This is a genomic window from Parabacteroides sp. AF18-52 (assembly GCF_003479145.1).
GTDB lineage: Bacteria > Bacteroidota > Bacteroidia > Bacteroidales > Tannerellaceae > Parabacteroides > Parabacteroides faecis.
In genome coordinates this window covers 166734-182378 of the sequence record NZ_QUGR01000009.1, presented here as the reverse complement: position 1 = coordinate 182378, position 15645 = coordinate 166734, and the positions used below count along the sequence as shown (strand labels likewise).

10 protein-coding genes are annotated in these 15645 nt (G+C 42.2%); all 10 read left to right on the top strand.

The genetic code is table 11. From position 1 onward, the window contains the following. Window positions 1–10: 10 nt before the first annotated feature. The 10 genes from DWX23_RS15980 (at window position 11) to DWX23_RS15935 (ending at window position 15637) form a co-directional block, all read left to right on the top strand. A complete protein-coding gene (locus DWX23_RS15980; protein WP_122375197.1) occupies window positions 11–1768 on the top strand; it encodes a RagB/SusD family nutrient uptake outer membrane protein in 1758 nt (585 codons plus the stop codon). Window positions 1769–1851: 83 nt separating this feature from the next. Then, complete coding sequence (locus DWX23_RS15975) at window positions 1852–3843, top strand: beta-galactosidase trimerization domain-containing protein (RefSeq protein WP_122375196.1); 1992 nt, start codon at window positions 1852–1854, stop codon at window positions 3841–3843. A gap of 7 nt (window positions 3844–3850) precedes the next feature. Beyond that, window positions 3851–6112, top strand: coding sequence for a GH92 family glycosyl hydrolase (locus tag DWX23_RS15970; RefSeq protein ID WP_122375195.1), 2262 nt, complete (start codon window positions 3851–3853; stop codon window positions 6110–6112). 283 nt (window positions 6113–6395) lie between these two features. After that, the gene (locus tag DWX23_RS15965; RefSeq protein ID WP_122375194.1) at window positions 6396–6719 is read left to right on the top strand and encodes an L-rhamnose mutarotase; all 324 of its coding nucleotides are present in this window, start codon (window positions 6396–6398) and stop codon (window positions 6717–6719) included. Between the two features lie 39 nt (window positions 6720–6758). After that, the gene (locus tag DWX23_RS15960) at window positions 6759–7475 is read left to right on the top strand and encodes a B12-binding domain-containing protein (RefSeq protein ID WP_122375193.1); all 717 of its coding nucleotides are present in this window, start codon (window positions 6759–6761) and stop codon (window positions 7473–7475) included. A 5-nt stretch (window positions 7476–7480) separates the two neighbouring features. Further along, a complete protein-coding gene (locus DWX23_RS15955) occupies window positions 7481–8509 on the top strand; it encodes an L-rhamnose/proton symporter RhaT (RefSeq protein ID WP_122355144.1) in 1029 nt (342 codons plus the stop codon). A 29-nt stretch (window positions 8510–8538) separates the two neighbouring features. Further along, window positions 8539–9789: a uroporphyrinogen decarboxylase family protein gene (locus DWX23_RS15950; RefSeq protein ID WP_122375192.1), complete on the top strand. Its 1251-nt coding sequence runs from the start codon at window positions 8539–8541 to the stop codon at window positions 9787–9789. A 407-nt stretch (window positions 9790–10196) separates the two neighbouring features. Further along, window positions 10197–10790 carry an RNA polymerase sigma factor gene (locus DWX23_RS15945; protein ID WP_158607085.1) on the top strand — a complete coding sequence of 198 codons (594 nt, stop codon included), beginning with the start codon at window positions 10197–10199 and terminating at the stop codon, window positions 10788–10790. A 59-nt stretch (window positions 10791–10849) separates the two neighbouring features. Beyond that, window positions 10850–12049 (top strand): FecR family protein, encoded by a 1200-nt coding sequence (locus DWX23_RS15940; RefSeq protein ID WP_122375190.1) that lies wholly within the window; start codon window positions 10850–10852, stop codon window positions 12047–12049. A 129-nt stretch (window positions 12050–12178) separates the two neighbouring features. Further along, window positions 12179–15637 (top strand): TonB-dependent receptor, encoded by a 3459-nt coding sequence (locus tag DWX23_RS15935; protein WP_233587635.1) that lies wholly within the window; start codon window positions 12179–12181, stop codon window positions 15635–15637. Window positions 15638–15645 lie beyond the last annotated feature (8 nt).

Sequence of the window (15645 nt, the reverse complement as noted above, 5' to 3'; positions counted from 1 at the left end):
TAGTACGGTTATGAAAGCAAAATATTTTATCTACTTATTACTTTTTTGTGGAAGTTTTTCCTGCGATATAATGGATAAGGCACCGTTGGATATCATATCCGAGGAGGCTGTATGGAACGATAAGGCTTTGATAAATTCATACATCAGCGGAGTCTACAGTGAATTGGATTTTCTGATCCGTGACGGTTCCGGTTATGAAGAGGTAGACCCTACTTCCGGATTATCAGACGAAGGACGTCAAGGGCGGGACTGGCATCCTCTGTATTCAACATGGAAAGCCGGTTTTCTGAATAAAGATGGCGGTTTATTGGAGCAATGGCGTTATGGAACCATTCGTAAAACGAATGAATTTCTTGAAAAGATAGAGACATCCGCAGCCGTATCGGAACCGGAAAAGAAGGTGTTGTCCGGTAAGATCCGTTTTGCCAGGGCGATTACCTATTTCTTCATGGTAAAAAGGTACGGTGGCATTCCTGTTATTACAAAGGCACAGGCGATAGATGCTCCGATGGAAGAATTGCTGGTTTCCAGGGATAAAGAGATTGATGTTTATGATTTCATTATAAATGAAATGGATGAGATCGCAAAAGATCTGCCGGAGAGTTATAGTAGCGATGAGGTCGGTTATCCGACTAAATATGCTGCACTGGCATTGAAGAGCAGGGCTGCCATGTATGCTGCCAGTATTGCAACCTGGGGTAAAGTTCAGATCGATGGCCTGGTAGGTATTCCGGCGAATGAGGCAGAACGTTTCTGGAAAGCCTCTTACGAGGCATCGAAAGAGATTATCGACTCGAATGTTTTTGCGTTATATAATCAGTTACCTAATGATAAGGCAGAGAATTTCAGAAAATTGTTCCTGGATGAGAATAATGTGGAAGTAATATTCTCTAAACAGTTGACAGGCGAACAAGTGGGTAGCAACTATGATTTGTTCATGTCTCCGTTCCAGTTCTGTCCCGGATGGGGAGGTAGTAATACGTCCGTTTATCTGGAAATGGTAGAGTCTTTTGAGAATATAGATGGAACGCCGGGAACTTTCGACAGGGCCTTGGCTCTGAGTCAGCCCTGGGATTTGAATGAATTCTTTAAGAATAAAGATCCCCGTTTCTTTGCTTCCGTTTATTATGAAGGAACTATCTGGAAAGGAGAAGCCGTAGAGAACTGGGGCGGTATTATCACGGAAAACGGGACCAAGGTTACAACAGGATTTTATCAGGGAAAACCTGCTCAAGGCCGTTCTTACTCTGCTGCGGGATATGCAGGAGGAGCAATTACCGGATTCAATGTCAAAAAATATTTGGATGACGGTTTGGTGCCGGTAGATGCCGGCAAGACAAAAGTCGACTTTATCGTTTTCCGCTACGGGGAGATTCTGTTGAACTACGCGGAAGCAGCATTTGAGTTAGGTAAGAGTTCTGAAGCTTTGGATGCTGTAAACCAGATAAGGGGAAGAGCCGGTATCGCTTTGCTGACGAATATAACCCGTGATGCGATCCGCCATGAAAGAAAAGTGGAACTTGCTTTTGAAGACCAGCGCTGGTGGGATTTGAGACGTTGGCACACGGCAGTTGATGCCATAACCCGTAATTTCTCCGGTATTTATACATTCTATGATGTGAAAACCGGGAAGTTCAGGATTGAAATGAACGAAAATGCGATGGGGGGCGTACCTTCCGTATTTAAGGAAGAACACTATTATTTCCCGATTACTCCGGGTAGGATATCCAATAATCCGAACCTGGCTCCGGAGAATCCGGGTTATTAAAATTTATGGAGTATATGAGGGCGTACCGGGAATTGCTGTTCCCGGATGCCCTTTTATTGTCTGTTTTAATCAAATAAAAGAACATGAGAAGTCTGCAAAATATAATATATGTCTTGATTTTTGTAATGTTGACTCTACCGCTCAACGCACAGGATAAGATAAAAACACGTTCTGAATCATTTTGGGGTGTTCATTTCGACCGTCACTCCCAGTTAACGGATGAACATCTGGGGAAAACATTGACCGAAGGAATGATCGACTCCATGTTAAAGGCCGTGCGGCCTGACTATATTCAGGTGGATAGCAAAGGGCATCCGGGAGTCTCTTCTTATCCGACGGCGGTCGGACAACAGGCTGCCGGATATGATAAAGATCCTCTGGCTTTGATCCGGGAGGTTACCTTCAAAAGAAATGTGGCATTGTATGTACATCATTCAGGAGTAATGGATATAAACTATGTACGGTTGTATCCGGAAGAGGGTAGAAGAACACCGGACGGTAAACCGGATGGACAAAATACCAGCTTTTGGGGTAATTATGCCGACCGATTATTGATCCCCCAGCTCAAGGAACTGGCATTGAAATATAAAGTGGATGGTGTATGGATCGACGGAGAAAGCTGGGCGGTTTATCCTGATTACCACCCGAAGGCTCAGGAGGAATTTAAACAGGTGACTGGCTTGAGTTATATGCCGACTGTGGCGGAAGACCCAAACTACAAGATACTGCTGGAATTCAACCGGAAGAAATTTATAGCTTATATAGACCATTATACGGCAGAATTGAAAAAAGTAGCTCCGCAATTCCAGTTATGCTCGAATTGGGCTTTTAGTGCCTTGATGCCGGAACCGGTTCCGGCCGGAATAAAACTGGACTTCCTCTCCGGCGATTATGATCCGGATGATGCCTTGAACACTGCCAACTGGAATGCCCGTTGTTTAGCCGGACAAGGATTGCCTTACGACCTGATGGCATGGAGCTTTGTTCGTCATTCGGTTCCTAAAACAGCCTTACAGCTCTGTCAGGAGGCGGCAGCCGTGATCAGTCTGGGAGGCGGCTGCCAGATGTATTTCAGGCAAAACGAGGATATGTCTTTTCAACCCGCATCATTTGATATTATGCGGGAAGTTGCTGATTTTGTCTTGCCAAGAAGAGACTATTGTAAAGGAATAAAACCTATCCCGCAAATCGCCTTGTTCTATTCTACGGCAGGTTGGAAACAAAAGGTGAATGATATTTACAGACCTTTTGGTGTGAATGGGATTAGAGGTATTATGAATGCTCTTCTGGACGGTCAGCAGGCTGTTGAGGTTTTAATGACCCACCACATGGAAAAAAGGATGGAAGAATATCCGGTCATTGTTGTTCCCGAGTGGGAGGTTATGGAACCGGAAATGATCGCCAGGTTGAAGGAATATGTGAAAAAAGGAGGAAATCTACTCGTTATAGGTTCGGAGGCGACCGTTCTTTTTGACGATATATTAGGTGTGCAGGGAGTCGGTGAAAGAGGGGCATCCTGCCTGGGGTTTGATAACCGTTTTGTCGATATACAAGGTAAATTCCGTGAGATTCGTTGTGAGCAGGGAACTGAAGAACTTGCCCGGCTGTATCAGACGAATGATTTCCGTTTCCCATCGGGTAGTGCCGCAACGATTCATAAATACGGTAAAGGTAAAGTTGCCGGTGTTTATATGAATATCGGCGAATCTTATCTTTCAACGACTTCTCCTGTATTCAGGGACTTCCTGTCGGAGCTGATCGGCAACCTCTTCCCTGAACCTCTGGTTTCTGTGAAAGGTTCTCACCGGGTTCATGTGATCCCGTCGGAAAAGGACGGACGTATGTTGATCCAATTGGTCAATACATCCGGCGATCATGCAAACCGGAGTGTGAAGGGCATCGATGAGATACCTGAATTAAGAGATCTCAACGTCGTAGTCCGGTCGGAAGAAAGACCGAAGAAGGTATTGTTACAACCGGATGGACGGCCATTACGGTTCGATTACGTTGACGGGAAGGTTACTTTTGTAGTCCCTGACTTGAAAATACATGATATTGTGGAGATTATAAAATGAATGCACTATGAATAAATTAAATAAAAACGGATTATTCTCACTACTGTTGGTTACCTTGTTATTCTCCTGCCAAATGGAACAGTCTCAGTCTAATAATCAGTATGTGAATAAATTTATTGGAACCGGACTGAACGGATGTGTCACTCCTGTCGCTTCTGTCCCGTTCGGAATGGTACAGATAGGGGCTGATACACATGCGAACAGTTCAGGATATCATTATGACCATACGAGTCTGGTCGGCTTCAGCCATGTGCATAAAAGCGGCGGAGGCTGTGGCGACTTTCTGGATATTTTATTTCTGCCTCTTCCCCTGAACTATAAGACAGATAGCCTTACGGAGTTATATTCCCAGTATTATCAGGCTGATTTTTCCCATGAGAAAGAGTGGGCGGAACCCGGATATTACTCGGTTGATCTTTATAACGGCGATCTGAATGTGGAACTGACCGCTTCTTTACGTTGTGGACTGCAACGATATAAATATAAGTCTGCTGGTTCCGTCCCTGTTATTATAGATCTGGAATACGGCTCACAGGGGGCTTGTACAATCCAGCGTGAACACGATGTGGATACGGTCTTTTCTGCGTCTTTTGAAAAAGTAGATGATTATACGGTCCGCGGATACCGGTTGACTAATGGATGGGCTCCGGAACAACATGTTTATTTTTATACGACATTTTCTTCTCCGATAAAAGAGTGTCGGTTATTCCTGGATAACGAATGTGTAGAAGAGACCTCTGCCCTGAAAGGACGTAATGTGAAAGCGATCCTAACCTTTGAGAATCCGGAAAAGATACTGGATGTTAAAACAGGTATATCTGCAGTCGATATGAAGGGTGCTGAGGATAATCACCGGAAAGAAGCGGCGGATAAGGATTTCGATTCCTTGAAGAAAGAAGCGGCAGAGAGCTGGACGCCGGTATTGGGCCAGATAGAAGTCGAGACAAATGATTTGAAAAAGAAAGAACTTTTTTACACCTCCTTACACAATGTAATGATGTATCCGATGCTTTTTTCGGATGTAGATAACCGGTTTCGTGGTTCCGACAGCCAGGTACATCAGACGGATGGCTTCGCCTATTATGGTGCAGTTATCGGATTATGGGATACGTTTCGTGCCGCTTGTCCTTTGATCGCTGTCTTGCGTCCTGACGTGATGGAGGATTATATCCGGACAGCTTTGGAACATTTCAGATATGCCGGGCAGTTACCTATCTGGACATTGGCAGGCGTTGAGACTTACCAGATGACGGGTATCCATTCCATGCCCCTGATAACTAATGCCTATATGAATGGTGTCAGGAACTTTGATACGGAACTGGCAATGCGGGCAATGGTTGAATCAGCCATGAAAGATACGTGCGGCTATTCGATGGGGTACTTTGTCGGGTTGGAGAATTATAAGAAATATGGCTACGTGCCCTGTGATATGGAAATGGAGTCGGTAGCCCGTACGTTAGAATATGCATTCGACGACTGGGCAATTGCCCGATTCGCCTCTCTGACAAATCATCCCGATATTTGTAAAGAGTTCCGGGCCCGCTCCCTGAATTATAAGAATGTGATCGATCCTGTCACTTTGCTTGCAAGGGGAAAGACTAAAGACGGTCTTTGGCGTACACCTTTTTATCCTCTGCGCTCGGAACACCGGTCGGATGATTATTGCGAAGGGAATGCCTGGCAGTGGACATTCTTTGTCCCACATGATATAGACGGGCTGGCCAAATTGATGAGAGGCAAAGAGGTGCTGGCTTCTCGCCTGGATTCCTTATTTACGATGGATTCTTCGCTGGAAGGAGAAACCGTATCCGGTGATATCAGCGGGCTGATCGGTCAATATGCACATGGCAATGAGCCGGGGCATCATACTATTTATATGTATAATGAGGTTGGGCAACCCCATAAGACACAGAAATATGTCAATGAGGTATTGACAACTCTTTATGATACGACTCCGACGGGAATCTGCGGGAATGAAGATACGGGGCAAATGAGTGCCTGGTATGTTTTCAGTTCGTTAGGTTTTTATCCGATGGACCCGGTATCCGGTCGTTACGAACTGGGTGCTCCTTTATTCGACCGGGCGGTGATAAACCTGTCGTCAGGCAAGCAATTTGTCATAACAGCCGAGAATCTGTCCGATAAAAATATCTATGTAGAGAAAGTCTGGTTGAATGATCGTTCACTCGACCGGACATATATTACTTTCGATGAATTACTGAACGGGGGAACGCTCCGTTTTAAGATGACAGATAAAGTAGGGCTGTAAACCGGAAAGTCTGCGACTTACGGAATCTTTTGTCCTATGCTAAAAGTAGTGCCACCGTATTGGCACTCCAGTGTCACTATTATGGCACAACAATGCCAATAGGGTGGCACTGTTGTGCCATTATGATGTCATACGCTGTCACTCCCTCTTTTACAGTTAATCCTTTTATAGGAATAGTATTGTTCAAATCTCGGAAACAGTCAAAAGAACCACGCAAATTGAAAACTTCAACTCTTTTACTTCTGCTATTTTTGCTCATATTTAATCTAATAGATGGAAGAATATGAAACGTTATGGAAGTGTTATCGGCGTAAAGCCTGAAAAACTGGAAGAATATAAGCAATTACATGCAGCTGTATGGCCGGCGGTGCTGGCCATGATCAGCGAGTGTAATATCCGCAATTACTCTATTTATTATAAAGACGGAATGTTGTACAGCTATTATGAATATATCGGAAATGATTATGAAAAAGATATGCAGCGAATGGCTGCCGATCCGGTCACACAAGAATGGTGGAAGCTCACCGATCCCTGCCAGCAACCGGTAGAGAACCGTGCTCCCGGAGAATGGTGGGCGGCTATGGAAGAGGTTTTCCATACAGACTGAATAACGTATAAATAGAATAGGCTTTAAATATTATTGAACATGAACGACATCATTATTAAACTTGGCGAATGCGTGGAATTCGGCAAGATCAGTCTTGCATCGCCCTATCCACCGGCAATGAAAGGACAACCGGGTGCTGACGAATTGACCCGGGAAGCATTGGAGAGCGGCTTATCTCCTCAATCGGTATTGAATGACGCCCTGATACCGGCAATGAACCGGGTAGGCAATAAGTTTACGGAAGGGAAGATATTCGTACCTCAAATGCTGTTATCGGCTAAAGCGATGAATAGTGCCATGAAGCATCTGAAACCCTATTTTCAGAACGGAGAGATCAAACGGAAAGGTGTATTTGTTATCGGTACCGTTATGGGCGACTTGCACGATATCGGCAAGAACCTGACGGGTATGATGGTGGAAGGTTCCGGTTGGGAGGTGATCGACCTGGGGACAGATGTGCCAGCCGAGAAATATATCCAGGCATTGGACGAGCATCCCGGAGCTGTTTGCGGCATGTCTGCCTTGCTGACTACAACCATGAGCAATATGCAACCGATGATCGCCACTATCCGTGCAAAATATCCCGAGACCAAAGTGGTTGTCGGTGGCGCACCGTTAAATGCGAATTTTGCTCAGAGGATCGGGGCGGATGCTTATGCCCGTGATCCGCAGGATAATATCAACTGGTTGGAATTAATCGTAGCCTGTAACAGCGCCTCTTGTGCATATCGGAATATTAGAAGAAAAAACCAATAAGAGTTATGACATTTGAATTATTATTCGGAATCGGGCTGATAGCCATCGGGGCATTTTCGTCGGGAAGTTTTTCGATCCCTTTTGGAAAGACCCGTAACTGGGCGTGGGAAAACTATTGGCTGATATATAGTTTGTTTGCTTATGTGATCGTACCGCTGGTGGCATGTTATGTTTTTTGCCCGGGCTTTATGAATGTGCTGTCCGGTGTCCCGGCACAGACATTGGGATGGATCTTTTTACTGGGGATCATCTACGGTATTTGTAATCTTACTTTCGGACTTTCCCTGCGTTATCTGGGCCTTTCGTTAGGCTTCTCGCTTTCTCTGGGATTGATGATGATACTGGGAACGATCATTCCTCCGGCTATCGACGGGCGTTTGAATATTCTCTTGCAACAATCCGGAGGGACTATGTTGATAGCCGGTTTGCTGATTGCCGCAGTCGGTATTGCTTTGAGTGGATATGCCGGTTACCGGAAAGATAAAGGTGCCGGACCGGAGGCGAACCCGGAACTTAATTTCGGAAAAGGACTGGTGCTGGTTTTCTTTGTCGGAATAACCGGTGCTTCGCAAGCCCTGGGTATAGAACAGGGTACGGGTATTTCATCCGCTTTGGTTGCTTCGGGTATCGATCCGCTATTTCAGACGTTACCTGTCTTTTTCGTGTTGTTCGGCGGTTCTTTTCTGGCGACTGCACTTTGGTGTTTGTTCCTGTCGAAAAAGAATAATAACCTGAAAGCTTTTGTAAAGACAAAGGATATCGCGGTGTCAAGCAACTATCTGTATTGCGGATTGGCGGGTTTTCTCTGGTTTGTCAACTTTATCTTTTACGGTATGGGGAAAAGCCGGATGGGGGAGTTCTCGTTTACAGCTTGGGGAATATTAATGTCGCTGACTATTGTCTTTGCAACCCTTTGGGGATTGTACCGGGGTGAATGGAAGGCTGCGGATACAAAGACAAAAGTATGGATGTATGCCGGACTGGTCGTATTGGTTGCTGCCTCTTTCATTATAGGAATGAGTGGAGGAGAGTGAGGATAATTAAAAATTGAGAATTGAAAATTATGACTTCAAGAGAACGTGTTTTATCAGCTATAGCTCATAAAGAGCCCGACCGTGTTCCGGTCGATATGGGAGCAACTCCCAGTTCAGGTATTTCGGCAATTGCCTATTCCAATTTGCTGAAACAGTTGGGACGGACCGACTTACCGGTACAAATATACGATGTCGTACAGCAATTGGCACAACCGGATATGTCGTTGATCGATCAGTTTGGTATCGATGTTCTCGATATCGGCCGTACGTTTAATGTGAATGCGTCCGCCTGGCAGGAGACAATACTGGCTAATGGCGATAAAGCTCTGTATCCCGCCTGGTTCAATCCCATAGAACAACCTAACGGTTCCTGGCATTGTTATGATTCCGATGGTAAACGCCTGTTGGCAATGATGCCGAAAGGTGCCACATTCTTTGATCAGTCCTATTTCCCTTATGTGGATGGCTATCCTGATAGTTATGACGGCCTGGATGAAGAGATGGGGCGTGTCCTGTGGTCGCGTTATGTGCACAGTCCCTGGGATCATGCTGCCGATGACGGTTTCTGGGAACAGTTGAGAACAAATGCCTTGCATTTGCGGGAGACAACGGATAAGGCGTTGATGATCGTTTGCGGTTGCAATCTTTTTGAATGGGGAACTTTCCTGCGCCGGATGGATAATTTCCTGATGGACCTGCTTTGTGATCCGGACCAGGTGGAACGCGTATTGGATGAGTTACTGGAACGTCACCTGGCAACACTTGAAAAGGTCTGTGCTTCGGTTGGCGATATAGTTGACATTATCCGTTTCGGGGATGATCTCGGGATGACAACCGGTCCGTTTATGGATCCGGATACTTATAAAACCCTTTTCAAACCCCGTCATAAACAGTTATGTGATTATGTAAAATCGCATAGTCAGATGCACACCTTTATCCATTCCTGTGGTTCCATCTCTTCATTGATGCTCCATATGATCGAGGCAGGGATCGAAGTCTTCAACCCTATGCAAACAAATGCCATGGGCATGTCTCCCGAATTTTTGAAAAAAGAGTTCGGACAGGATTGTACTTTCTGGGGTGGTGGCGTAGAAACCGTCGGTACACTGAACAACGGCACACCGGCTCAAGTTCGTGAACAAGTTCTGGAGCGTTTAGAGATCATGTCGTCCGGAGGTGGCTTTGTCTTTAATACCGTACACAATATACTACCGGATGTTCCGCCGGAGAATATTATCGCGATGTTTGATGCGGTAAAAGAATTTAATGGGAATATTTAGATTGAAGAAGCCTGAAGTTAAATAGGAAAAAACGTTTCTCATAATTTGTGGAACTAAGGGCTTCTTCCTACTTTTGTAAACCAATCTCTGGCATCATAAGCTATGAGGTGATTTTATTTATTATGAGAAGCGTTTTTATGATATTATCCTAACATTGAAACTTCGACACTTTCATGCTCTTTGGATAGTAGACAGCGAACGCTCACATGCTTGTTTTTGTTATATCCCTATGTTTTTGCATATGGAAATATTCAAAATAAAAGGGTGTGAGCTGTTGTTTATATCAATGAGCAGGGCAGTCGAAGGCCTCAATGTTAGATATATCAGCAGTCCTCACGCCTCTTTTTATTTATTATCCAGTCAGAGGATTGATGGATTCAAATGTTTTCCTAAATTTGATGCCTCATATGGAAATGAATTGCAGTAAATCAGAAAATATTCTTTGGAAGAGTTTCAGAAACGGAGATAATGACAGTTTTGAACTCATCTATAAAAACTATGCAGATATTTTGTTTAGGTATGGTATTCAGTTCACCTCTAATGAGTCTCTGGTTAAAGATGCAATCCATGATGTTTATGTAAAACTATATAATGATAGACTACGTTTAAAAACGGAGGTTAATATCAAATTCTATTTATTTACTTGTTTGAAAAACCACCTGTATAATCTTTTAAAGCGGGAATTGTTTTTTGATAAAGTCGATCTGGAAGAAGGTGAATATCTGGATCCGTGTGCGGAAGAACAGGTTACAGTTACATTAAATCAGAAAGAATTACAACAAACAGTTCGAAAAGTTCTGAGTATGTTGACCGACCGGCAGCGGGAAATAATCTATTATCGTTATATGGAAGAACTTTCGATAGAAGAGATCGCTATTTTAATGGATATGAATTATCAATCGGTACAGAATTCCATACAACGTTCGATTAAAAAAATACGGGAGTCTTTTCCCGTTCTTGTTATTTTCTTCATTTTATACAAAAAAATGTATTCTTGCTGAGTATAAAATTTTCATTCGATTGTATTCTCCATAGGAAAACCTATTAGGTACAATTGAGAATGAAAGAAAAAGACTATACTGGTTATTCGGCAGAACAGTTGTTGGAAGATGATTTTTTTATGAAGTCATTTTTTCATCCGACTGATGAATCACAAGCTTTTTGGCAAGAACAAGCTCATAAAGATGAAGTTCTTGCTAAAGAAGTTGTATATGTGAGAGTTATTCTTTGTTCTGTTCCTTACCGTAAATCCACTTTTTCTTCTGAGGATAAAGAATTTCTTTGGAAGCGTATTTCCAAAACAAATAATAAAAAACGATTACGTAAATATTGGTATTCTTCTGTTGCTGCAATATTTCTATTATTAATGGCAACGGGAAGTTTTTATTATGCTAAATATCATAAAAGCCCTGAATTGACTGCGATTGAAAGAGTGCAAAAACCTGAATGTCCGGTAGAAACAATCCAATTAATTTTGGCAGATGAAAAGAAAGTTACTATTGAAGATAATAATTCACATTTACAGTATAATAAAGAGGGAGAGCTACATATTAATACTCAAAAGTTGAACACGTCACGTAAGCCGCTGACAAACTCTAATAATAAAAGTGAGCCGGTTTACAATCAGTTGATCGTTCCGTCTTCAAAACGATCTTTCCTAGAGTTGGCTGATGGTTCAAAAATTTGGGTAAATGCAAATACACGAGTCGTCTATCCGGTTACATTCGATGAAAAACAACGGGAAATATATGTAGACGGTGAAGTCTATATGGAAGTTTATCCGGATAAGGAACGACCGTTCATTGTTAAATCAAAGAAGATGGATGTTCAGGTGTTAGGGACGAAATTTAATATTTCGACGTACGAATCCAATCAGGAAGTATCGGTTGTTCTGGTTTCAGGAAAGGTGAATGTGCGGACTGATAATTCTATAGAAACAGTGTTGGATCCGTCTGATCGGCTCACTTATGAGAAGGGTACTACTGATATAAAAAAAGTGAATGTAGAGAATTATATATCCTGGAAGGATGGATTTTACACATTTGATAATGAATGCTTTTCAATCGTTTTGGATAAATTGTCTAATTATTATGGTAAAAAGATCACATATAGTGGTGCAGTAGGTTCCTTGCGTTGTTCCGGTTCCTTGAATCTGGATGAAGATATGATAAAAGTATTGACAGGCTTGGGATCGACGATGCCTATCGATTTTACACTAGAGAGAGAATATATATCAGTTATTGTTAAACCTCAAAAATAATATAATTATGAAGTAAAAGAAGAATGAAAAAACAGAACCGGATAATAGTGGGTATTATCCGGCCGTAATTTTGAAAGAAAGAATTTTAGCAGAATTCTTTCCAGTTAAATCAAAAATCAGTACAAATGTATGAAAAACAAACGAATAATTAACGTAGGAATACGTGAGTTTAGAAGATTATGGTGTATTGTAGTCGCATGTCTGGTTGCGACATCTTGTTGGGGCATGGAATTCTCTGTAAAATTGGCCTATTCACAAAAGACCCAGATATCCTTGAATCTTACCAACAGGACGCTAAAAGAAGTTTTCAGAGAGATTGAACGGAACAGTGAGTTCGTTATATTCTATTATGAAGGAGTGATTGATGCCGGTAAGCGAGTTGGAATTAGTGTAAAAGATCAAACAGTCGATAAAATATTGGATAGACTGTTTGAAGGAACTGATAATGCTTACAATATTGTAGACAAGCAAATTTATATTACGAAAAAAAATAAGAAAGAAGAAATAAAAACGAATCTCCCGGTTACTCTACAGCAAAAAAAGATTACTGGTAAAGTGGTCGATGATTTAGGGGAACCGTTGCCCGGAGTGGCCATCCAGGTGAAAGGTACACCGCGTGGTGTAACAACTGATATTGACGGCTCTTTTTCTATCGATGTAAAAGAAACGGATATATTAGTATTCAGTTATTTGGGAATGCAGGATCAGGAATTGGGGGTTGCTAATAAAAAACAGTTATTTGTAACTTTAAAAGAAAAGACCGATGAATTGGAAGAAGTTACTATTGTTGCGTTCGCTAAACAGAAAAAAGAAAGTGTGTTAGCTTCGGTAACGACTGTTAAACCCTCTGAGTTGAAAGTACCGAGTAGTAATCTTACTACAGCGCTTGCCGGTAGAATGTCCGGTATTATTTCGTATCAACGTAGCGGAGAACCAGGACAGGATAATGCCGATTTTTTTGTTCGTGGTGTTACGACGTTCGGTACAGGGAAGGCGAATCCGCTTATTTTGATCGATGGCGTTGAATTATCTTCAGAAGATCTGGCCCGTTTGAATACAGACGATATTGCTAGTTTTTCAATTATGAAAGATGCGAATGCTACGGCATTATATGGAGCACGTGGTGCAAATGGTGTCATATTGGTTACTACAAAAGAAGGTGTGGAAGGTAAGGCGAAATTTTCCGTCCGCTTTGAGAATTCTTTTTCTTCTCCGGCAAGTGAAGTGGAGTTGGCTGATCCGATCACCTATATGCAATTGCATAATGAGGCTATTAGAACACGTAATCCGCTGGGTATATTGCCTTATTCGAATGAAAAAATAGCAAATACGGGCAAAGGTCTTAATCCATATGTATATCCTGCTACTGATTGGAAAAAGACAATGTTCAAAAATTTCACGACTAATCAACGGCTTAATTTAAATATTAGCGGGGGCGGTAAAGTTGCTCGTTATTATGTCGCTGCATCCTACAATCAGGATAACGGTATACTTCGGGTTGATAAACGAAATAATTTTAATAGTAATATTGACCTGAAGAAATATCTGCTACGATCCAATGTAAATATAAATGTAACTCCTACGACAGAGTTGATTGTCCGTTTACATGGGACATTCGATGATTATACAGGACCAATAGATGGCGGTTCGGGTTTGTATAATAAGGTAATGAGAACGAATCCTGTCTTATTCCCAGCCTATTATCCTGCTGACAAAGCGAATAAATATTCTCAGCATATTTTGTTCGGTAATTATGATGGGGCGAAACATATCAACCCGTATGCCGATATGGTGAAAGGTTATAAAGACTATAGTAAAACACTGGTCTTGGCTCAATTGGAGTTGAAACAGGATTTGAGTTTTATTACAGAAGGTCTGTCTGTGAGAGGGTTATTTAACACATCCCGGTATTCCTATTTTGATGTATCACGCTATTATACGCCATTTTATTATAAGATCGGGATGTATGATAAACAGAATGACAACTATGTTCTTATGCCATTGAATGAGAAGGAAGGAAAAGAATATCTTGATTATTCTGAAGGGAAAAAAGAGGTGAACAGTACGATCTATTTTGAAGCTGCAGCCCAGTATAACAGGACATTCAATAAGAAACATGCGACAAGTGCATTGCTGGTATTTACAACCCGGGAAGAATTAAAAGGGAATGCCGGCGATTTACAACTCTCTCTCCCTTACCGAAATGTGGGATTGGCAGGACGTCTTACCTATGGATACGATAACCGTTATTTTATTGAAGGTAACTTCGGTTATAACGGTTCAGAACGTTTCGCAGCTTCTGAACGTTACGGATTTTTCCCTTCGGTGGGAGCTGGTTACCTTATTTCTAATGAAAAGTTTTGGGAACCATTTAGCAAAGTTGTCAGTAAACTGAAATTAAAAGCAACTTACGGGCTTGTCGGTAATGATGCGATCGGTGAGGATAAGGATCGTTTCTTTTATCTGTCTAACGTGAATTTGGATAATGGCGACCGGGGATATACATTCGGTACTGATTTCGGATATTCATTAAACGGTATATCTATTTCCCGTTATGAGGATCCTTATATTACCTGGGAAAAAGCGTATAAGCAAAATTATGGTATTGAACTGGGGTTATTGGAGAAATTAGAGATTCAGGCTGATTATTTCCGTGAAAACAGAAAAAATATATTACAGAGCCGTTCTTCTATCCCTACGACAATGGGACTTCAGGCCAGTCCGCAATCAAACATCGGAGAAAGCTTCGGTTCGGGTATAGATATTTCCGTAGACTATTCGGAGTCTTTTAATAAAGATCTTTGGGCTTCGGTCAGAGGAAACTTTACGTATGCAACCAGTGAATTTCGGGTGTATGAAGAACCAGATTATGCAAAAGCTCCCTGGCGTTCACATATTGGCCAGAGTCTCGGTCAACAATGGGGGTTGATCGCGGAACGTCTTTTTGTCGATGATGAAGACGTAAAAAATTCTCCAGTACAACAATATGGTGAATATAAGGCCGGTGATATCAAGTATAAGGACATTAACCGGGACGGAATTATTGACGATCAGGATAAAGTACCTATCGGCTATCCTACTACTCCTGAAATTATTTATGGTTTCGGTTTCTCCCTGGGGTACAAAAACTTTGATTTGTCCGCATTCTTCCAAGGGTCTGCCCGTTCTTCGTTTTGGATCGACACGAAAAACTTGTCTCCTTTTGCTGATACGGATGACGACGGTAATGTCGTTTCTCAAAATGCATTACTGGATAAAATTGCAAAAAGTCATTGGTCGGAAGATAATCGTGATCCTTATGCTTTTTGGCCTCGTTTGTCTGACTATGTTGTCAACAATAATAACCAGAGAAGTACCTGGTTCATGCGTAACGGTTCATTTCTCCGTTTAAAATCAGCTGAGTTAGGATATACTGTACCCAAAGAGATTACCCGTAAGATTCATATAGGAATGATCCGTGTTTATGTCAGTGGAACCAATCTGCTTACATTCAGTAAGTTCAAGTTGTGGGATCCGGAAATGGCAGGTAACGGATTGGGATATCCTGTTCAGCGGGTTATAAATTTAGGTATTAATGTTAGTTTATAATACATGTA

Excerpts from the sequence above, each read along its gene's own strand:
- DWX23_RS15950 (WP_122375192.1), top strand. The coding sequence starts at position 8,539 with ATGACTTCAAGAGAACGTGTTTTATCAGCTATAGCTCATAAAGAGCCC.
- DWX23_RS15975 (WP_122375196.1), top strand. The coding sequence starts at position 1,852 with ATGAGAAGTCTGCAAAATATAATATATGTCTTGATTTTTGTAATGTTG.
- DWX23_RS15945 (WP_158607085.1), top strand. The coding sequence starts at position 10,197 with ATGGAAATGAATTGCAGTAAATCAGAAAATATTCTTTGGAAGAGTTTC.
- DWX23_RS15970 (WP_122375195.1), top strand. The coding sequence starts at position 3,851 with ATGAATAAATTAAATAAAAACGGATTATTCTCACTACTGTTGGTTACC.
- DWX23_RS15955 (WP_122355144.1), top strand. The coding sequence starts at position 7,481 with ATGACATTTGAATTATTATTCGGAATCGGGCTGATAGCCATCGGGGCA.
- DWX23_RS15935 (WP_233587635.1), top strand. The coding sequence starts at position 12,179 with ATGAAAAACAAACGAATAATTAACGTAGGAATACGTGAGTTTAGAAGA.
- DWX23_RS15940 (WP_122375190.1), top strand. The coding sequence starts at position 10,850 with ATGAAAGAAAAAGACTATACTGGTTATTCGGCAGAACAGTTGTTGGAA.
- DWX23_RS15960 (WP_122375193.1), top strand. The coding sequence starts at position 6,759 with ATGAACGACATCATTATTAAACTTGGCGAATGCGTGGAATTCGGCAAG.
- DWX23_RS15980 (WP_122375197.1), top strand. The coding sequence starts at position 11 with ATGAAAGCAAAATATTTTATCTACTTATTACTTTTTTGTGGAAGTTTT.
- DWX23_RS15965 (WP_122375194.1), top strand. The coding sequence starts at position 6,396 with ATGAAACGTTATGGAAGTGTTATCGGCGTAAAGCCTGAAAAACTGGAA.